This window comes from Paenibacillus sp. PvP094, from assembly GCF_040546835.1.
Lineage (GTDB): Bacteria > Bacillota > Bacilli > Paenibacillales > Paenibacillaceae > Paenibacillus > Paenibacillus illinoisensis.
The window spans coordinates 4,928,681-4,947,725 of sequence record NZ_JBEPOM010000001.1; the positions used below are offsets into that span (position 1 = coordinate 4,928,681).

The window sequence follows — 19,045 nt, forward strand, 5'->3', positions numbered from 1 at the left end:
TGTAGCAAATGTTAGGGGTATTTAGTCTGTCTGTTTAGCCGCATTGACTAAATAAGTTAACTCGTGTTAATTTATTAACTGTAGTTAACTTCGAGGAGATGCAATCAATATGAATCAGGATATCTCACTAAGGGAATTAAAAAAAGCCAAGAACAAAATCGCGCTGTATGAAGCGGGATTATCCTTAATGAAGGATCGAATGTTCAGTCAGGTCATGATTGAGGACATCTGCAAGACTGCTGAAATATCCAAGGTCACTTTTTTCAAGTTTTATCAACGCAAAGAGGATTTGCTGATTTATTTTATGCGGGTTTGGCTTACTGAACGAATGATCGAGATCGAACAGGAAGAGAAAAAAGGATTCCAGGCATTCCGCCATTTGCTGTCCAAGGTTGCTAAGGAGCATCAATTAAGGCCGGGGATGATGCCGAGTTTGATTTCCTTTCTTGCAGAACAGAACATGCAGCCTTGTATGCCTGAACTGAGTCAAGCGGAAGTATCGCTGCTCTTTCCAGGTCACGAGGAAGCGGGGAGTGAATCGCCTAATATGTTTGTTTTATTTCAACAGTTCATGAAGGAAGAACAACAAGTGGGTAAGCTCAATAAATCTCTCACCTTGGAGCAATCGGTACAGATCTGCTTCACCATTTTCTATGGTGCGTTTCTGACGGCTCAACTGTACAATTCAGCGGATATTAGCCGCTTTTATGATACGCATCTGGGTCTGCTTGAAATATAGGAGAAGGAGTGAGTATGTATGGCTAAAGTGATCGCAGGTCGTTATACCGCACAGATGGAAGGTTCCTTCGTTGTTTTCGTGATTGGTTTTCGGATTAACAAATGGTGGGCGGTACATAAATGGCTACCTGTTATGAATACCATGTCCCCTATGCTTCAGGAGCTGTATCGAAACAAAGAGGAGCTAGGGTTCATGGATGGTTCCTATCATTTTTCAGGCCGTGGACTTACACTCATTCAATATTGGAGGAGCTTTGAACACCTGGAGCACTATGCCCGACATGGAGCTAACCACCTGAAGGCATGGAGGGATTTCAACCGCAAAGTTGGAACTGGGGGAGATGTAGGGATTTTCCACGAAACCTATCTGGTTCCTGAAGGGCAATATGAATGTGTTTACAACAATATGCCGACCTTTGGATTGGCAAAAGCGGGAGCCCACGTTCCGGCGACGGGGCGTAAAGAAACGGCAAGCCGGCGGCTTGGCCGCGAAGGAGAACCAGCCATTCCAACACCTCCGAATCCTTAGTGCTAGCGTCTATTGCCACGAAGCAAACAAACAATGGGTGCAACCTAAGCTGATGCTCGCATGGTGATATCCTGTATCGAAGTAGCGTGTTTGTAGATAATGGGGTAAACATAACTGAATAAAAGAATAAGGCAGCCGACATCGTGATCGGCTGTTTGTTTTTTATGAACGAACAGGAAACAAGCAAAGGCAGCGTTGCTATAAGCCCCTTTTGTATATAGCCTTGTCAAATTTTGCATTTCTGAATAATCTAACACATACCACAGAAGAGGGGGAAGAAATATGAGTGGATACAGCAATGGTAATGTAGGAGGAATTGGTGGGGGATATGGTGGTTTTACGTCCATTGGTGCAATTCTGGTACTTTTTATTCTGTTAGTCATCATCTCCAAAGCTTTCTTAGTATAATGAACTCTGAATAAGCCTCAAGTAGTGCTGAGAAAAGAACTCGTAAACCTTCAAAACTAACTGCGCCTTAAGCATAATTGGTCTGGCTAGCGGAGTTTCGGAGTTTCGCCTGCAATATAAAAAAAGGAACTGCTAATACGGCAGTTCCTTTTTTTAAGAAGTTTGGAGTTAGGGTCGATCAGGAGATGGTGAGATCTCCTAGTTCTGTTCTGAGCACTTGTTTAATAGATTTTTCCTGGCATCTATTCTTTATACATACGAAAGTTTGCTAAGTTATTCAGACTGTATGTAAAAAAAGAGAGGATCCCCTAAAAACAAAGGTCATCTCTTTTTAGTAAAAAATAATTGAACACAAAAAAACGCTATGATATAATCGATAAACGTCATAGATACCAATCAAAAAAAGTATGTACGTATTATTATTCCTATATTTATAGTACATCTTATAATTTGATTTGTCAATGCTATTTTTTGAAAGGTGGGGAAAGGAGGTATTCGAGGGGAATAGGACTGACACGATCATATTTGTTTTTCCATTTTAACGGATAGAGGAGAGGTTGAATGAATTCACTGGTTCGCGATTTTCAAGAAATAGATCACACTCAGCTTTGGCTGGTTGGTGGAAAAGGGCTGCACTTAGGGTTATTATCCAAATTGGAAGGGATTCATGTGCCTGAAGGGTTTTGTGTCACAACGGTCGGATACCAAACAGCGATCAAACAGAATAAAATGGTTCATGCTTTGTTGGATCAGCTGTCTGAGCTTAAGGTAGAAGATCGAGAACGTGTTAATGAAATCCGTAAGGAGATTCAACGGGTCATCTTGGAAGCAGCCATTCCTTCCGATGTTGTGGAAGCAGTCGTCCAATCTCTCTCTCGCTTTGGTGAGGATCAAGCCTATGCGGTGCGCTCAAGTGCAACTGCTGAAGACTTACCCCATGCTTCTTTTGCTGGTCAACAAGACACCTATTTAAATATTATCGGCACAGAAGCCATCTTGGAGCATATCCGTAAATGCTGGGCTTCTCTATTTACAGAACGCGCGGTAATTTACCGGATGCAGAATGGGTTTGACCACAGCCAAGTTTATTTATCTGTTGTGGTTCAAAAAATGGTGTTCCCGCAGGCATCAGGGGTATTATTTACTGCGGATCCGATCACTTGCAATCGGAAACTGATCTCGATCGATGCCAGTTTCGGACTCGGAGAGGCGCTTGTTTCCGGCCTAGTGTCTGCTGATGGTTACCAAGTTAAGGATGGGGAAATCGTCAGTAAGCGAATTGAAACCAAAAAAGTAGCGATTTATGAGCGGAAGGAAGGCGGAACAGAGACCAAGCAGCTCCAGCTTGAGCAGCAAAAGACGCAAACACTTACGGATCAACAGATTTTACATCTCGCACGTTTGGGTAGACAGCTCGAAGAACATTTCGGATGCCCCCAAGACATCGAATGGTGTATGGACGATGATACATTTTACATGGTTCAGAGCCGACCCATCACCACTTTATTTCCGATTCCTGAAGCACAAGATGAGGAAAATCACGTGTATGTATCTGTTGGTCATCAGCAAATGATGACAGATCCAATCAAACCATTAGGAATGTCCATCTGGAAGCTAACGGGCAACCCCTCCATGTTTAAAATGGGGGGTGGGAGGCTGTTTGTCGATATTACCAAGGGTCTGTCTACCTCGGCGGGCAGGCAGAATTTGCTGGGTGTCTTGGGACACTCCGACCCGCTCATAAAAGATGCACTAATGACCATTATAGATCGGGGAGATTTTATTCCTTTGGACCCGACTGACAAAAGCGAACAGGGACCTATAAAAAGCCATCAGGGCATGTCTCCTGCGGATATATTAGAAGAGGCAGGAAGCGATCCAGCCATTGTTACTGCTTTGATACAGAGTAGTGCGACATCGGTATCTGCGTTGAAACATACGATGCAAACGAAAGCAGGATTGGACGTATTTGATTGCATTCTGGAAGATATGCAGCAGCGGAAGAAGCGTTCTTCTGACTCGAAAAATTTGAGTGTGATCATGGCCGCTTTTCACGCATCCGCATGGATCAATGAAAAGATGGATGACTGGTTAGGTGAGAAAAACGCAGCAGACACACTTTCCTTGTCTGTACCTCATAACATTACTTCAGAGATGGGTATGGAGCTCCTGGATGTTGCTGATGTGATTCGTCTCTATCCGGAAATCATTGAGTACTTACAACAAGTAAGAGATGATCATTTTATGGATAAACTGGTTCAATTCGAAGGCGGCCAGCAAGCATATGAAGCTATTTCAGCTTTTCTCGATAAATATGGAATGCGATGTGCCGGGGAGATCGATATTACACGGACTCGATGGAGTGAAAAACCGAGTATTCTGATACCTATGATCCTCAGTAATATCAAGAACCTTGAGTCTGGAGCCAGTAAACGGAAGTTTGAACAAGGACGACAGGAAGCTTTGTCAAAAGAACAGGACTTATTAGCTCGTTTGAAGCTATTACCTGGCGGCAAACAGAAAGCTAGAGAAACAAAACAAATGATCGACCTGATCCGTAATTTCATCGGTTATCGTGAATATCCGAAATACGACATTGTTAGTCGTTACTTCGTTTATAAGCAGGCTTTGCTAAAGGAAGCGGACCAACTCGTCCAAGCCGATGTTCTTCGTGATAAGGAGGATATATACTATCTTTCTTTTGAAGAACTGCAGGAAACCGTACGCACGATGAAATTGGATTACCAGGTCATTGACAGACGGAAAAATGATTACAAATTGTATGAAAAACTAACTCCGCCACGCGTGATCACGTCTGATGGCGAAATTATTACAGGCAAGTACAGACGTGGGAACGTCCCTGCTGAAGCTGTTGTCGGTCTGGCTGTATCTTCAGGCGTGATCGAAGGGCGGGCGCGTGTCATTCTGAATATGGAGGAGGCGGATCTGGAAGATGGAGATATACTTGTGACCACTTTTACCGATCCCAGCTGGACTCCATTGTTTTTATCCATAAAAGGCTTGGTTACGGAGGTAGGTGGACTGATGACTCATGGAGCTGTTATCGCACGTGAATACGGTTTGCCTGCCGTTGTTGGAGTGGAGAATGCGACCAAATTGATAAAAGATGGGCAGCGAATTCGTTTACACGGAACTGAAGGATATATCGAATTGCTGTCGTAATGGATAAACCCGCGGCATTAACTGCCTTACAGATGCAGTATTGTTGACCAAGAGACAAGAATACAATTCTGATGAAAGTCGCTATTTTAGCGGCTTTTTTTATTTTATCGAGACAATTTCTAGTTAAGCTCCGTGGGATTACACATTAACAAATGACTGCATGAATGAATACGTATCATAAACATGTTAGGTATTAACCTATATAGGGTGTATAAATGACAGGTCGGGAGTATCGGTCGATTTTATTGTGCATTTTTCCGAAATAAGGTTACATATATTGACGTTCAATAGGACTAAAACTATCATAATATTCAATTAAGAGTTCAGTCATTCTTAATTAGTAGGTAACCCTAAGAAGAGATGGAGTGATGACGTATATGACTAAAGGAAAGGAGAGGGAAATCTACCGGGACATCAAACTGGCGATCACACAGCACAAGCTGCTGCCGAACTCCCAACTGGTGGAGGATGCACTGGCCGAAGCTTTTGAGGTCAGCCGCACTCCAATCCGAAACGTGCTGAGAAGGCTCGAAATGGAGAAGCTGGTCACGGTTATACCTTACCGGGGAGCTTTTGTCTCTTGTCCTAGTGTTGATGAAGCAAGAGAAGTTTTTGAAATGCGTAGGGTTATCGAAACCTCAATGGTCCAAAAGTTATGCGCAACCGTGAAGCCGGAGCAGTTATTCCCTATCGAGGCTCTGATCCGGGATGAGCATCAGGCTAGCCATGAAGGTGATATCGTTGGCGCATTGGATGTCACGGTAGATATACACCTTAAGCTGGCAGAACTATCGGATAACTATTACTACTATCATTTTCTCGAGGAGTTGATCTCGCTCACCTCTGTCATCATTGCCTTGTATGGGACGGATCAGAGCTTCTGCCATGATCATGTAGACTTGCTAGCGGCGATTCAGCAGCAAGATGGTGAGCAGGCAGCTCGCATTATGACAGAGCATCTCTGGCAAATCGAACGTTCGCTAAATTTCACAGAAACGGCGCCCAATGTCCTGAATTTTAAAGAGATCTTTCAGAAGTGATTTTTTTTGGATAGGATTGTATCCAATTTTGGATTCTAAATTACCTGAAAATGCATCCAAAGGAGTGGAGAGATTTGAACAAACGGTCATTCATGCTGGGGTTAATGGTGGTGGCATCGTCTGTGCTTAGTGCTTGCGGAAGTGGAGAGAACGAGGAATCAGCAGCTGAAAGTGGCAATACCATTACGATATCGCTCATGCACAGGTATCAGGAATCCAATATCGGCAAAAGTCCGGAAGATACCGCAGTACTTGATGGACTGAAGCGGTTCAGGGAAGATTATCCGGATATCGAGATCATAGAGGAGCAGCTTCAGAACGAGGACTATTCCATTAAGGCTCAGGCACTGGCAGCGGCTGACGATATGCCTGATGTATTCATCGTACCTGGCTCATGGATGACCAATTTTGTGGACAACGAAATCGTACTTCCTTTGGACAAGGAATTGGACAAGCGCCCTGAATGGCGAGACGGTTACCGTGCCGGAACCCTGGATGCCGGAACCCGTGAAGGTCAAATTTACGGGATACCCATTGCAGCAGGGCCTACGCATCTGATCTACTATAATGCTGATCTGTTTGGAAGCATCGGATACGATCAGTTTCCAGCGAGCTGGCCTGATCTGATGGATGCCGGAGACAAACTGGCCGAAAAAGGCATTAACCTGTTCTCATACGGAGACAAGTCCAAAGGATATGCCATGTCCAGCTGGATCAGTGCGTTGACTGATCGGATCAACGGCCCGGAATGGACGGAGTCCATTTTGAACGGCGATGGTGCTAAATTTACCGATGAAGGTTTCATACAGGGAATTGGCATCATGAGTGAGCTGGCGAAAGCCGGTTATCTGAATAAGGACCTGAATTCTGTCGACAACGACACCATGGTTAACTATTACTTTGAAGGACGGTCGGCTGCCTTTGTCAGCGGAATCTGGTCAGCAATGAATATCGTGAACAATGCTCCGGATGGGATTAAGGCGAGTACACGAGTTGCCGTCTTTCCGGGCGTCGAGAACGGACTTGGCAATCCGCTCAGTTCTTCCGGAGGCGCCGGTGTCTATTATAGCGTTAACTCTGGGGTAGAAGCCGGAGAAAAGTTAGACGCCATCATGACGATGCTAGAGTATATGACCGGTTCGGATAGCGCCAAGCTTATGGCAGAAGTCGGAGGATTTCCAGCCTATGATCCCGGAGACTTCGATACTGGGAAGCTGCATCCGGTAGCCCTGGCTGCTTACGAGGCCAGCGCTGCAGCAGACGCGACTAAAATCTTTGACCTTTGGTTTGATGCTTCGATCGTAGAAGTGCTAAATACAGGGATTCAAGGTGTAATGGCTGGTTCCAGAACACCCGAGCAGCTGGCTGAGGAAACACAACAAGCCTATGAGACTTTTTTAAATCATCCATAACTTATTATTAAAAAGGAGTGAGAACATGGGCAAGGCGCTGCGACCGAAAGGCTGGGTGCTTGTGGCATATCTGCTTCCGGGTCTTCTTATCTATTCATTTGTCGTGCTGGTTCCCATACTTGCTGCTCTTCGAGACAGCTTCTACTCCTGGACAGGAGGTCCCAAAAAAACGTATATCGGCATGGGAAACTACAAGGAAATTATTCAGGATGATGTGTTCTGGCATTCATTTCTGAACAATGTGCTGATGACAGCTTATGGCTTGATTGGACAAGTAGGGTTCGGTTTTGTTTTTGCTCTGCTGCTGATGTCCAAGATGGTAAAACTAAAAGGGCTGCATCGGACAATGAGCTATTTCCCCTCTACACTTGCCCCGGTAATTATCGCTTTTCTATGGATGCTGGTCTACAACTATAACTACGGTTTACTCAATGCCGGACTAACCAAACTTGGCTTGGGAGCATTGGTGCAATCCTGGCTGGATCTGACAGGCCCAATCGTTCTGCTGGCCTCCATACCTCTGTCTTGGCAGAACATCGGGTTCTTCACACTGCTTATGCTGGCAGGGCTATCGTCAATCAATAAGGAAGTTCTGGAGGTTGCTGAACTGGATGGAGCAACAGGTGTTCGCAAAGCCTGGTATATCATCATTCCTTTGGCCAAGCCCACCCTTGTCGTTGCTTCACTGCTCTGTATTGCCAACAATATGCGCGGATTCGAGCATATCTACGCACTGACCGGGGGCGGTCCGGGTAACTCTTCCTCGGTGATGGCGTTATATGCGTATGAAACGTCTTTCCTACGTTTCCGGTATGGATACGGTTCTGCGCTCGCCATTGCCATCATTACGCTAACCATGCTTATGATCCTGCTCTCCACACTTCTACTCCAGCGCCGGAATCACTACAAGGGAGGTGTGTAAAAATGGAGTTACAACTGGAATTACAATCGCAGCGCAGTCCCCGTCGGTTCCTTCCCAATCCAGCCAAGCTGGCAGTGAACGCCTTGTTGCTGCTCTTTACCGCCAGCTGTATCATACCGCTGCTCTGGATCGGTTATTCATCATTGAAAACGCAAGCAGAATTCGCCAACAATATTCTTAGTCTTCCAAGTGCACCGCAGTTTAGTAATTATTGGGAAGCGATTAAGCTGACGAATATGCTGCAGCTATCGTGGAACAGTGCGAGGATCACCTTCCTGTCGGTCATTGGCATTACGGCAATTGCATATGTAACAGGCTATATTACGGCCCGGCTGGACTTCAAGGGGAAGAGAGCAATGATCTTTTATTACCTTTTCGGTATGCTGGTACCCATTCACGCTCTGCTTGTTCCCATCTACCTGCTATTTAAAAATTGGGGGCTGGCAGATCAATGGTATACGCTCATCATCCCTTATATTGCCTTTAACCTGTCTTTACCAATCATGCTGGTCAGCAGCTACGTGATGGGCATTCCAAGAGAAATTGAGGAAGCAGCAGCAATCGACGGCCTTAGCTTCAGTGGAACCATGTACCGTATTATCCTGCCGATAGCCGTACCTGTACTGACAACGGTCGCAATTCTACAATTTTTCTCCTGTTGGAATGAATTTTCATTTGCTCTCGTCCTGCTTAATGATGAGTCGCTGCGCACTGTTCCGCTCGGGATGTCCTATTTCAAGTCCCAGCACAGCACCAACTATCCACAGCTTATGGCCGGAATGATATTATCGATGCTGCCTGTCACGATTATTTATTTTGTATTCAGTTCGCGGATTATTTCCGGCGTTATGGCGGGAGCTATTAAGGGATAATCGCTAAAAATTCATCGTTCACGGAGGGATTACTATGCTTACTTTTGATTCCAATCAAGAACAACCACAGAAGCGGACACTTGATCGTACGAAATGGAATGAATCCTTTTATCGGAGGTCAATGGAACTGCCAGATGAGCTTCTGATTGGTGCCATTGATAGTCATGTACATGCAGGGCCGGTGTTGAACTCTAACCCTGGGCATCTGGACCCGATTCAGGTAGCGCAAGAAGCCGCAGCTGCAGGCATGAGGAGCATTGTGTACTATGATGTATTCGGCTGGGCTTCAGGAATGGCCTGGGTAGTGAACCGTCATGTACCGGGCATTCACACGTATGGGGGTTATTTGATGAATTCCTGCCATGGCGGTATGAATCCGCGTTCCGTAAAAACCGCACTGCATATGGAAGAAGGCTGCCGCTTCATCAGCTTCGGTTCACATTGTACACGCCATTCAGCTGAGCGCGAGTCCACACTGATCGATGGCAAGCTTGTTCCGTTTAAGGATGCCTATCCGAAATTCGTGGAGAAAGAGCTGTCTGTGGCGACGTCAATACCGCTGGAAGGTCCTGTTCCAGAAGCACTGGATGAGATCTTGAGCATGGTGGCAGAACATCCGGAGGTCTATCTGAATACGGGTCATGTATCTGTGCCGGAAGCGCTCCGTCTGTTGGATCTTGCTGAACAATACGGCATAGCGAAGGTGTTAATCGCTCATCCCGTCCGCGGACAAATGACAATCGAAGAGCAAAAATCTGCTGCCGCCAGGGGTGCTTTTCTAGAGGCATGCCTTGTGGATTGGCTGTATCCTGATGTCCCCCGGACCCATTACTATGTAGAACGAGAATACATGGATATGGGAGCTGAGCTCGGCAGATTCTCGAATGCGACGAAATGGATGAATACCATCCGTGAAGTGGGAATCGATCAGTTCGTTCTTGGGACGGACTATGGGATTCGTGCGGCCTCAACGCCTGTGCAAGGGATGAGAACAATGATTGCCAGCATGCTCGATTATCAATTCGCTCCGGATGATATTTACCGGATGGTAGCGACAAATCCGGCAAGGCTTATCGGCATGAACACATAGAAGATTGCTGATGTGCTGTTACAACCTTACGTATGGATAAGGAGGAGCAAGCATGAAATCCGCAACAACGTATGATCTAGTCATTACAGGCGGAACAATCGTTACGGAAGCAGCCGTTGAGCGAAAGGATATCGGTATTAGGAATGGATTGATTGCTGAAATCGCAGATAACATTGATCCTTCGGGAACTCCCATCATTGATGCAAATGGATTGACGGTGATGCCTGGTGTTATCGACACTCATGTACATTTTAATGAGCCGGGTCTGGAATCCTGGGAAGGATTCCAGACGGGTTCCGCTGCTCTTGCTGCCGGAGGAGGAACGTGCTTTCTGGATATGCCGCTCAATGCTGTTCCTCCTACAATTACAGTTCGTGCACTTCAGCAAAAAAGAGACCGCGCGACTGGTAAAACGTATGCGGACTATGGATTTTGGGGTGGACTTATGCCCGGTTATCTTAGGGAGCTGCCGCTGTTGGCTGACGCCGGAGTCATCGGTTTCAAAGCCTTCATGTCTTCTCCGGGGGACAAGGACAAGGACGGATTTCGTCGGTCAGACGACGAAACCCTCAGAGAAGGGATGCGAATGATTGCGGAGACAGGCAAGCTGCTGGCACTCCATGCTGAACATGAGCCGACTATTGCAAGGCTCACTCGTGAAGCCCGCAGCTTGGGACGGTTCGACCCGGCGAGCTATACCGCTTCACGTCCGATAGAGGCAGAGGTGGAAGCAGTGGAAACAGCGCTGCGTTATGCAGCCGAGAGCGGATGCCGATTGCATTTTGTCCACATTAGCAGTGAATCTGCTGCAAAACGAATCCGTGAAGCCCGGCTAGCGGGAGTTGATGTAACCATGGAGACTTGTCCGCACTATCTATGTCTGACTGACAATGATTTTGCAGTCATGGGTGCTGTAGCGAAGTGTGCACCTCCACTGCGTGATGCGGAAGAACAGGGGAAGCTATGGGACAGGTTACAGGAAGGCTGGTTTGACTTTTTAACTTCGGATCATTCACCCTGCCCAGCCGGCATGAAGACAGGGGATGATATGTTTGAAACGTGGGGCGGCATTGCCGGTGTACAGAGCACGCTCGAATTGATGCTGGATGAAGGATATCTGAAAAGGGGGGTTCCCCTTCCGCTGCTGGCGCGTCTGTTGTCTGGTGCCCCAGCCGAACGATTCGGACTAGATCAGGCTAAGGGACGGATTGCAGTGAACTGCGATGCCGACCTGGCCCTGGTTGACTTAAATGCTTCCTACACACTTAAAGCATCAGACCTCTATCAGAAGCATCGTCATTCCCCTTACATTGGCCGCAGCTTTGGCTGTAAAGTTAAGATGACACTGCTGCGAGGCCGGATCACGTATAGTGAAGCATCGCCATTGCTTAACCAAGGTACCGGCAGGGAATTCAGTATCGTCTGCCCGGGAGCGGTGAAATAAGTAGCTAGTCATGCTTGATCTTGAAAAGAGTACGTCCCATTTCAAGGAGGGAAAGCAATGACCGCAAAAGCTGGTAGATTGTCTGCCGTTCAGGAAGATCTTCACCGATTGGTTCAAGACATTCCGCGAGAGCAAATGCAACAATATGTCGACCGCTATATTGGCAGCCTGCTTACAGTAGAAGGCTATGATCCTGAGCTTCTACAGACACTGGAAACGTACGCAATTTGTAATGGCCACATCAATGAAATGTCCTCCAGGTTGTACATTCACCGCAATACAGCAGCTTACCGACTGGAGAAGTTGGAACGGCTCATCGGTATTCCGCTTAAAGAAACCGAAAACCTGTTGCTGCTAAATCTGGTGTTCCTGTTCCGCCGACTGCTTGATGCAGAAAAGGCCAATGCGTCTGCCAATAGCCTTCTTACTCAGGACTATCGAAGCTGTTATCGCACATCATAATTCCAAAAAAGGTGAAAGAATAGAAAGAGAAAAGGGCGACTCTAACCGTTTTGAACAGCGGAGATCAGAGTCGTCTTTTTTGGCATTCATTGAATTGAAACCCTGGATTTCAAATTCAGAATATGATTATTCATCAATAATTCTTAAGGATATGTCATTGTATCATGCACGAAGAAACCTTACTTTTAAATAACGATGGAAACGCTAACAAGTCAGAAAGAGTGGTGTTTTAATATGCGCTAACTGTCATTTCACCTTGCAATGTAATGACAAATTCAGGTTTGGAAGGTTGTAGATCCTCGACATTACATGAGGATAGATTAGTATTTCCTTTTTATTCGATTGCCACTTGAGAATCCAAATTCATTCATCGGGTTACGACACCAGTCGCTCGCCTAAGTATAAAAAGGAGGATATATATGAGAAAATTTGCAATCATTCTGCTTATCGGAATATTCGTGACAGTGATCACCGCCTGCTCAGCACACAGTGATCAAGCAGAGAGGAATTCATCGGGTAATGGAGAAATTTCCGGTGACCTTACCGTATTTGGGTGGGGCGGCGGCGAGGAACTCCAGTCTCGAAAGGAAGCAACCAAAATTTTCAAAAAATTGTATCCAAAAGTGAAGGTACATGAAGTTTGGCTCCCGGCAGATAACATTGATGTCAAGCTGGATGCAGCTCTTGCTGCTGGAAATGCCGGTGATGTGATCATGATGTCTCCAGACTGGAAAGGGTTGAGATCCAAATGGTTCGAAGATTTAAACCCTTATATTGAGAAGGATCAACTGGACCTCGAGGCATTGTTAACACAGGGGGTTGATGGGGGATATGTCGATGCGGACGGAAAACGCGAAGGCATGCCAACAACCGCGTCGGATTTTATGATTGCTTATAATAAAGACATTTTTGACAAGGCGGGGCTCCCGTACCCAACGAATGACTGGACTTGGGATGATTTTTCGGCAACAGCCAAACAGGTCTCCTCGGGTGAAGGTGCCAACCGGGTCTATGGCATTGTGTCCCACTGGATCTTGCAAAGTTTTGCGCCTTTTATATACGGCGGGATGCCATATAACGAAGATTGGAGCAAACAGACTCTGGATGATCCCAACACTCTGAAGGGGTACCAGTTGTTCGGAGACCTGGTGAATGCAAAAGCAATGCCGGATGATGCGGCAGCCAAGAGCATGCCTATGGACCAAATGTTCGCTGCAGGCAGAGCTGCGATGTATCCGCTAGGTGTGTTTGAAGCTTCGACGATTGCCAAAAATATCGGTTCCAATTTTCAATGGGGTATCGTGATGCCACCAAAAGATCCATCTGGTAAAACCGTCAACATTAAATTCCAGACAGGCTTCGCCATGAACAAGGATTCAAAAAATAAGGAAGCAGCGTGGGCTTATATTAAAACGGTCTCTCTGAATAAAGAGGTCGGAGATCTGTACAGTAAGGTAAATCTTCCTGCGGCAAAAGAATCGGCGGATAGTACTTTTGCCAACTTGAAAATTGAAGGCACAGATATCTCCATGGTGGATTTCGTAACAGGGTTGCAGGATGCCATAACTTTCCCGTGGGGTGGCTCCATTGCAAAGGCGGGGGACCTCTATGAGCAAACCTGGCAGCAGGTCACTGTTCAAGGAAAATCCGCTGAGGAAGCAGCCAAAGCCTATACATCCCAAATTCAGTCCGCTCTCGACTCCATTCATCAAAGTAAATAAACGAATAATGAACACCCGGTTACAACGAGGGGGGAGCGATCTTCCCCCTTCTATCCTAATCCGGTCTCAATAGGAGGCAGCTTTGGAGGCGAAAGAATGAAGGCGCGAAACAACCGCATTGAAAACAGAGAGGAGAAACAATTCTTCCTTTTTATCTCGCCATGGCTTTTAGGTTTTCTAATATTCACCTTATATCCAATGGGTTATTCTATCTTTTTGGTTTTCACCGATATGGATATGACCGGCTCAGGCCAATTTGTCGGCTTAGATAATATCGTCAGGGCCTTTACACAGGATCCACTATTTTATCGTTCCTTGCTAAACACATTATATTTTGTGTTGGTTTCTGTTCCGGCCAGTTTACTCCTGTCGTTTCTGATTGCTCTTCTGCTCAATCAAAAAATAAAGGGAGTTGGTTTTTTCAGAACCAGCTTCTATATCCCGTATATCACATCAGGGGTTGCGGTTACCTTGCTTTGGGGCTGGATTTTTAATGCCCAGTTTGGCTTTATCAATTATTTCCTTTCTCTATTCGGTATTACCGGTCCTAACTGGTTAAGCGATACGAAATGGGCCATGCCGGCAATTATTATTATGGGGATCTGGACCATCGGGAATTCCATCATCATTACACTGGCGGGGCTGCAGGATATTCCGGAAGCCTTATATGAGAGTGCTGAGATTGATGGAGCGAGTAGTTTAGTTAAAATTACGCAGATTACCCTGCCGCTGATCACGCCAACGCTTTATTTTAATCTGGTTATGGGGATCATTGGTGGTTTCCAAATCTTTATGCAGCCGTACATTCTCACCGAGGGTGGCCCCAGCTACTCCACCTACACGTACATGATGCATATTTATAACAGCGGATTTAAATACAACGAGATGGGTTATGCGTCAACGCTGGCCTGGTTATTGTTCGTCGTTATTATGATCATCACGCTAATCGTAAACCGGACTTCCCGACACTGGGTTTATTACGATAACTAAAATTTGGGAGGTGCAACCATGGAGGCTTATTACAAAAGTAAAAAAAACAGCGGCCGGATTAAAGTCAGCCTGAGTTATGTGATATTGACGATCATAGCAGTCGTGTTTATTTTTCCGTTTATATGGATGCTTTCAACCGCCTTTAAAATCCCTTCGGAAGCCTATACGCTGCCTCCCAAAATCATCCCAGAAACGTTCACTTGGGATAACTTCATTCAGGGCTGGCAATACGCAGATTTCACCCGTTATACATGGAATACCTTAATCGTAACAGGACTTGCGACGATTGGAACGGTTCTTTCCGCTTCATTCGTTGCCTATGGCTTTGCACGGTTTAAATCTCGATACAGCGGATTGTTATTTACGATCGTGCTTGCGACCATGATGCTCCCCAGTCAGGTCACTCTCGTTCCTACTTACCTCTTGTTCACCAAGCTTGGTTGGCTCGATACCTTGATGCCTCTTATCGTTCCATCCTTTTTTGGGGGAGGCGCGTTTAACATTTTCCTGCTGCGACAATTCTTCAAAACCATTCCGAAAGATTTGGATGAAGCCGCATATATCGACGGTGCCAATGCATTCCAGATTTATTACAAAATACTGCTGCCTGCAATCAAACCGGCTTTGATTACGGTCGGTCTCATGTCGATTACCTTTCACTGGAATGATTACATGTCTCCGCTGATCTATTTGAACAGCGATCAGAATTTCACACTCGCTATCGGTTTGCAGTTCTTCCAGAATTCTTTTGGCTCCTCGCAAATACAGATGCTGATGGCTGTTTCTTTAATTACCGTTATTCCTGTGCTAATCCTCTTCTTCATCGGACAGAGATATTTTATTCAGGGGATTACAATGACAGGAATCAAAGGATGACCTTTTCGGAATTTGCAGGGCCGGGAGTTAAGTTACTCGTGCGTTTATGAAATTTCTTGGGTGATGAACCGGTCATTTGTTTGAACTGTCTGCAAAAATGCTCCACATTGCGGTAACCGCACCGGTCTGCAATCTCCGCAACCGTATACTGATCATGCCTGAGATATTCTTTGGCTAACCGAATCCGGCTGTGAATAACATCATCCATACACGAGAGGCCAAACAATCTTTTGTAAATCAACTGCAGGTATCCTGGACTGATGCTAATAATTTTAGCCATTTCCGATATGGTCCAGGGGTGGCTTGGATTGTTATGAATGGCCGCCCGAAGTTTTAAAAGATTGTAGTGCTGAGGACTAATTTCCTCTTGAAAGTAAGACTCCAGCAGCTTGTTGAACAGGGTTCGGAGCAGGCAATCAATGGACGATTCTCTGTAGTCCTTATTGAATGAATTCTCTACGACGAGCAGCTGGAACAGCTTGTGACAATATTCAGGATCATCCAAAGGAAAAGGCTTGCCATAGGGAAGCGAGGTTTCGGTTACGTAAGGTTCATCGCTTGCAAAGCGGATCCAGTCATTAATATATTTCCCTGCGGAAGCCCGGTAGTAAATTTTTTGATGGGGCTCGAAAAGAACAGCACAATGAGGAGGGTATTCCTTGAGTTTTCCATCTACCCAGAACTGAGCGGGAGTCTGCGTAATGACCAGAAGCCAGCAGGGATGTCCCTGGGGAATATCAAAAACAAAATTGCTATGATGTGCTGCGTCATATTCTACGTAAAATATATTTGTCATTGATTTTCACCTATATCATGTAAGTTTATCAGACGGACTATTTTTCTATTATACCGAATTCATTTTCGATTCATATTGCTTAATTACGCTGACGAGGAGTGTAGCTTTTATGAAAAAACAGGGGTTCAATCCATATCTTCCATCCTGGGAGTACGTCCCTGATAGTGAGCCTTATGTATTTGAGGATAGAGTTTATGTGTACGGTTCGCATGACCGGTTTAACGGACATGTCTTTTGTCTAAACGACTACGTCTGTTGGTCAGCACCTGTGGATGACCTCGGGAATTGGCGCAATGAAGGTGTAATCTACCAAAAGGCAGATGATCCGCTTAATCCGGGCGGCAGTATGTGCCTTTACGCCCCAGACGTTACGCTTGGTCCTGACGGACGATATTATCTTTATTATGTGCTGGATAAAGTGCCGGTTGTTTCTGTGGCTGTATGCGATACACCAGCAGGCAAATATGAATTCTACGGATACGTGAAATATGCGGATGGCACTCGACTGGGGGAAAGGGAAGGGGACGAGCCCCAATTTGATCCAGGCGTGTTGACCGAAGGAGAGCGTACGTATCTTTATACCGGATTTTGTGCGCCCGGAGACCGATCAAGACACGGTGCGATGGCAACGGTGCTTGGTCCCGACATGCTCACGATTGTGGATGAGCCCGTATTCATAGCGCCGAGTCAGCCATACAGCGAAGACAGCGGGTTCGAAGGACATGAATTTTTTGAGGCTCCTTCCATCCGGAAAAGAGGGGATACCTACTACCTGGTTTACTCCTCCATTGTCATGCATGAATTATGTTATGCTACCAGCAAATTTCCTAACAAAGGGTTTGAATATCAGGGTGTAATCATAAGCAACTGCGATCTACATATTGACTCTTATAAACCAGCTGACAAGCCGATGTATTATGGCGGGAACAATCACGGCAGCATCGTTGAGATCAATGAAGACTGGTACATTTTCTATCACCGCCATACCAATGGGGACGCATTTAACCGTCAGGGTTGCATTGAACGCATCTCTTTTGACGAACATGGAATGATATCTCAGGTAGAAATGACGTCCTGCGGGGTGAATGGGGGCCCTCTTGTAGGAAAAGGGGAATATCCCGCATACCTTGCATGTAATCTTTTTGCAAAAGATGATCAAATGTATACCGGTGGTTTTGGAGGAGGTGCTTGGCTGGACAGCCGCTTTCCGAAGATTACCCAGGATGGGCGAGACGGTGATGAAGAGGTCGGATATATTGCCAATATGGTGGATTCAGCCACAGCAGGTTTTAAATATTTCAATTGTGATGGGATTCGCCAGGTCACCGTGAAGGTCCGAGGATATTGCAATGGAGAATTTGAGATTAAAACCGCATGGGACGGTCCTGTACTGGGAACGATTCCGGTACATTTTACAAATGAATGGAAAAAATATACGGCTGACATTACCGTTCCAGACGGCAGGCAGGCTTTGTATTTGACTTACAGGGGAGCAGGAGGCGCTAGCCTGGCTTCTTTTACATTAGAATAACGGCTACACAGATTGAAACACTATTAAGACAAAGTAAAGCAGCTGCTGGTAACCCGGCAGCTGCTTATTTCATGTGGAAAAGTATTTCAATCACCGAGATGCTCCGCTGCAGCAGTCCGCTGGGAATGGATGCGAAATTCGCTTGGCGTGATGCCAGTCCATCGCTTGAACTGACGGCTGAAATGTGCATTGGTCTTGTATCCAAGCATCATCGCAATATGGTCAATGTTCAGGTCTGTTTGTTTTAACAGCCGCTGGGCTTCGTTCAGAAGGGTTTCTGATAAAAACTTGCGCGGGGCTGTACCGTATACCTCCCGAAAGATCCGGTTGATCTGTGAAGGGCTAATGTTCAGTGACTTCGCGATATCTTGGATCCAGGTTCGTTCGCTCTCCCGAACGTCACCATGAAGATGGATATATCTTACGGAGTCCTCAATGTGCTCGGCAATTTGGTGGGCGATGGTTTCTTTTCTCGATAAGGTAACGGATGCGTTCTGAGATAACTGGCCAACCAGTGAGCCGAGCAGTTCAAATACGGCGGCATGGACTTTCATCTGTTTCGAGGAAGACAACGGCATGGATAAGTGTTCTGTTGCCAGGTCATACAAGGTGCACAGTGAAGAGGACAGTCCTGAAGCCAGGCTCGAATCTGCCGGATAATAAATGTCCTTGCAGCGGTTGAGTTCTCTGCAGAAGGAGGTATCATGTACGCTGAAATGAACGGAAAAGTATGTGAAGCCCTGCGGTCCGGCACCTGTGCAGGAGTGAGTCATACCCGGACGGATAAACAGAAGGTCTCCAATGGATTGACTGTACGACTGACCGTTGACCACCATGTTCATCTCGCCGTCTAACATCCAGTGAATTTCATACATGGAATGCTCATGAGACGGATACGTCCAGTTGGAATCTACTTGTCTTGCATGCAGTCCGAGCAATTGAAAAGACATGCGAACATCGGGCAGACGGCCTAAATATACGGCTTCTGAAAGTTTGGTCACAGCTACCTCCTCGTAACGCTCTGTATTCCA

General features: G+C 46.0%; 17 protein-coding genes. 15 read left to right on the top strand and 2 right to left on the bottom strand.

Annotated elements, in window-relative coordinates:
- The first annotated feature begins 109 nt into the window (after nucleotides 1-109).
- The 14 genes from ABIC22_RS22545 (at nucleotide 110) to ABIC22_RS22610 (ending at nucleotide 15,687) form a co-directional block, all read left to right on the top strand.
- Complete coding sequence (locus ABIC22_RS22545; protein WP_127536969.1) at nucleotides 110-739, top strand: TetR/AcrR family transcriptional regulator; 630 nt, start codon at nucleotides 110-112, stop codon at nucleotides 737-739.
- A gap of 18 nt (nucleotides 740-757) precedes the next feature.
- The gene (locus ABIC22_RS22550; RefSeq protein WP_354483925.1) at nucleotides 758-1,267 is read left to right on the top strand and encodes a DUF4188 domain-containing protein; all 510 of its coding nucleotides are present in this window, start codon (nucleotides 758-760) and stop codon (nucleotides 1,265-1,267) included.
- A gap of 282 nt (nucleotides 1,268-1,549) precedes the next feature.
- Nucleotides 1,550-1,675: a sporulation protein YjcZ gene (locus ABIC22_RS22555; protein ID WP_153978767.1), complete on the top strand. Its 126-nt coding sequence runs from the start codon at nucleotides 1,550-1,552 to the stop codon at nucleotides 1,673-1,675.
- A 561-nt stretch (nucleotides 1,676-2,236) separates the two neighbouring features.
- Complete coding sequence (gene ppsA / locus ABIC22_RS22560; protein ID WP_354483928.1) at nucleotides 2,237-4,858, top strand: phosphoenolpyruvate synthase; 2,622 nt, start codon at nucleotides 2,237-2,239, stop codon at nucleotides 4,856-4,858.
- A 377-nt stretch (nucleotides 4,859-5,235) separates the two neighbouring features.
- The gene (locus ABIC22_RS22565; RefSeq protein ID WP_164764183.1) at nucleotides 5,236-5,898 is read left to right on the top strand and encodes a GntR family transcriptional regulator; all 663 of its coding nucleotides are present in this window, start codon (nucleotides 5,236-5,238) and stop codon (nucleotides 5,896-5,898) included.
- Nucleotides 5,899-5,972: 74 nt separating this feature from the next.
- Entirely contained in the window at nucleotides 5,973-7,310 is a 1,338-nt protein-coding gene (locus ABIC22_RS22570) for an ABC transporter substrate-binding protein (RefSeq protein ID WP_186811999.1), read from the top strand.
- Nucleotides 7,311-7,335: 25 nt separating this feature from the next.
- Nucleotides 7,336-8,232, top strand: coding sequence for a carbohydrate ABC transporter permease (locus ABIC22_RS22575; protein WP_354483931.1), 897 nt, complete (start codon nucleotides 7,336-7,338; stop codon nucleotides 8,230-8,232).
- A 2-nt stretch (nucleotides 8,233-8,234) separates the two neighbouring features.
- Entirely contained in the window at nucleotides 8,235-9,104 is an 870-nt protein-coding gene (locus ABIC22_RS22580; protein ID WP_127536976.1) for a carbohydrate ABC transporter permease, read from the top strand.
- Between the two features lie 34 nt (nucleotides 9,105-9,138).
- Nucleotides 9,139-10,194 carry a DUF6282 family protein gene (locus tag ABIC22_RS22585; RefSeq protein ID WP_354483934.1) on the top strand — a complete coding sequence of 352 codons (1,056 nt, stop codon included), beginning with the start codon at nucleotides 9,139-9,141 and terminating at the stop codon, nucleotides 10,192-10,194.
- A gap of 52 nt (nucleotides 10,195-10,246) precedes the next feature.
- The gene (gene allB, locus ABIC22_RS22590) at nucleotides 10,247-11,638 is read left to right on the top strand and encodes an allantoinase AllB (protein ID WP_354483936.1); all 1,392 of its coding nucleotides are present in this window, start codon (nucleotides 10,247-10,249) and stop codon (nucleotides 11,636-11,638) included.
- A gap of 57 nt (nucleotides 11,639-11,695) precedes the next feature.
- On the top strand, nucleotides 11,696-12,100 hold the full coding sequence (locus ABIC22_RS22595) for a PucR family transcriptional regulator (RefSeq protein ID WP_127536979.1): 405 nt from the start codon (nucleotides 11,696-11,698) through the stop codon (nucleotides 12,098-12,100).
- 419 nt (nucleotides 12,101-12,519) lie between these two features.
- Nucleotides 12,520-13,821 (top strand): ABC transporter substrate-binding protein, encoded by a 1,302-nt coding sequence (locus tag ABIC22_RS22600; protein WP_354483938.1) that lies wholly within the window; start codon nucleotides 12,520-12,522, stop codon nucleotides 13,819-13,821.
- A gap of 96 nt (nucleotides 13,822-13,917) precedes the next feature.
- On the top strand, nucleotides 13,918-14,811 hold the full coding sequence (locus ABIC22_RS22605; RefSeq protein ID WP_354483940.1) for a carbohydrate ABC transporter permease: 894 nt from the start codon (nucleotides 13,918-13,920) through the stop codon (nucleotides 14,809-14,811).
- Between the two features lie 18 nt (nucleotides 14,812-14,829).
- The gene (locus tag ABIC22_RS22610; protein ID WP_354483942.1) at nucleotides 14,830-15,687 is read left to right on the top strand and encodes a carbohydrate ABC transporter permease; all 858 of its coding nucleotides are present in this window, start codon (nucleotides 14,830-14,832) and stop codon (nucleotides 15,685-15,687) included.
- On the opposite strand, the gene ABIC22_RS22615 is transcribed toward ABIC22_RS22610, so the two are convergent.
- Nucleotides 15,677-16,483, bottom strand: a complete 807-nt coding sequence (locus tag ABIC22_RS22615) for a helix-turn-helix transcriptional regulator (protein WP_354483944.1) — start codon at nucleotides 16,481-16,483, stop codon at nucleotides 15,677-15,679. The two genes, ABIC22_RS22610 and ABIC22_RS22615, sit on opposite strands and share 11 nt — an antisense overlap.
- Nucleotides 16,484-16,592: 109 nt before the next feature.
- Here ABIC22_RS22615 and ABIC22_RS22620 point away from each other — a divergent pair, with 109 nt between their 5' ends.
- Nucleotides 16,593-18,014, top strand: coding sequence for a family 43 glycosylhydrolase (locus tag ABIC22_RS22620; RefSeq protein ID WP_354483946.1), 1,422 nt, complete (start codon nucleotides 16,593-16,595; stop codon nucleotides 18,012-18,014).
- An 86-nt stretch (nucleotides 18,015-18,100) separates the two neighbouring features.
- On the opposite strand, the gene ABIC22_RS22625 is transcribed toward ABIC22_RS22620, so the two are convergent.
- Nucleotides 18,101-19,015 carry a helix-turn-helix domain-containing protein gene (locus ABIC22_RS22625; RefSeq protein WP_153978753.1) on the bottom strand — a complete coding sequence of 305 codons (915 nt, stop codon included), beginning with the start codon at nucleotides 19,013-19,015 and terminating at the stop codon, nucleotides 18,101-18,103.
- Between the last annotated feature and the right edge of the window lie 30 nt (nucleotides 19,016-19,045).

Excerpts from the sequence above, each read along its gene's own strand:
- ABIC22_RS22615 (WP_354483944.1), bottom strand. The coding sequence starts at position 16,483 with ATGACAAATATATTTTACGTAGAATATGACGCAGCACATCATAGCAAT.
- ABIC22_RS22580 (WP_127536976.1), top strand. The coding sequence starts at position 8,235 with ATGGAGTTACAACTGGAATTACAATCGCAGCGCAGTCCCCGTCGGTTC.
- ABIC22_RS22565 (WP_164764183.1), top strand. The coding sequence starts at position 5,236 with ATGACTAAAGGAAAGGAGAGGGAAATCTACCGGGACATCAAACTGGCG.
- ABIC22_RS22620 (WP_354483946.1), top strand. The coding sequence starts at position 16,593 with ATGAAAAAACAGGGGTTCAATCCATATCTTCCATCCTGGGAGTACGTC.
- ABIC22_RS22575 (WP_354483931.1), top strand. The coding sequence starts at position 7,336 with ATGGGCAAGGCGCTGCGACCGAAAGGCTGGGTGCTTGTGGCATATCTG.
- ABIC22_RS22610 (WP_354483942.1), top strand. The coding sequence starts at position 14,830 with ATGGAGGCTTATTACAAAAGTAAAAAAAACAGCGGCCGGATTAAAGTC.
- ABIC22_RS22595 (WP_127536979.1), top strand. The coding sequence starts at position 11,696 with ATGACCGCAAAAGCTGGTAGATTGTCTGCCGTTCAGGAAGATCTTCAC.
- ABIC22_RS22550 (WP_354483925.1), top strand. The coding sequence starts at position 758 with ATGGCTAAAGTGATCGCAGGTCGTTATACCGCACAGATGGAAGGTTCC.
- ABIC22_RS22600 (WP_354483938.1), top strand. The coding sequence starts at position 12,520 with ATGAGAAAATTTGCAATCATTCTGCTTATCGGAATATTCGTGACAGTG.
- ABIC22_RS22605 (WP_354483940.1), top strand. The coding sequence starts at position 13,918 with ATGAAGGCGCGAAACAACCGCATTGAAAACAGAGAGGAGAAACAATTC.
- allB (WP_354483936.1), top strand. The coding sequence starts at position 10,247 with ATGAAATCCGCAACAACGTATGATCTAGTCATTACAGGCGGAACAATC.
- ABIC22_RS22555 (WP_153978767.1), top strand. The coding sequence starts at position 1,550 with ATGAGTGGATACAGCAATGGTAATGTAGGAGGAATTGGTGGGGGATAT.
- ABIC22_RS22545 (WP_127536969.1), top strand. The coding sequence starts at position 110 with ATGAATCAGGATATCTCACTAAGGGAATTAAAAAAAGCCAAGAACAAA.
- ppsA (WP_354483928.1), top strand. The coding sequence starts at position 2,237 with ATGAATTCACTGGTTCGCGATTTTCAAGAAATAGATCACACTCAGCTT.
- ABIC22_RS22585 (WP_354483934.1), top strand. The coding sequence starts at position 9,139 with ATGCTTACTTTTGATTCCAATCAAGAACAACCACAGAAGCGGACACTT.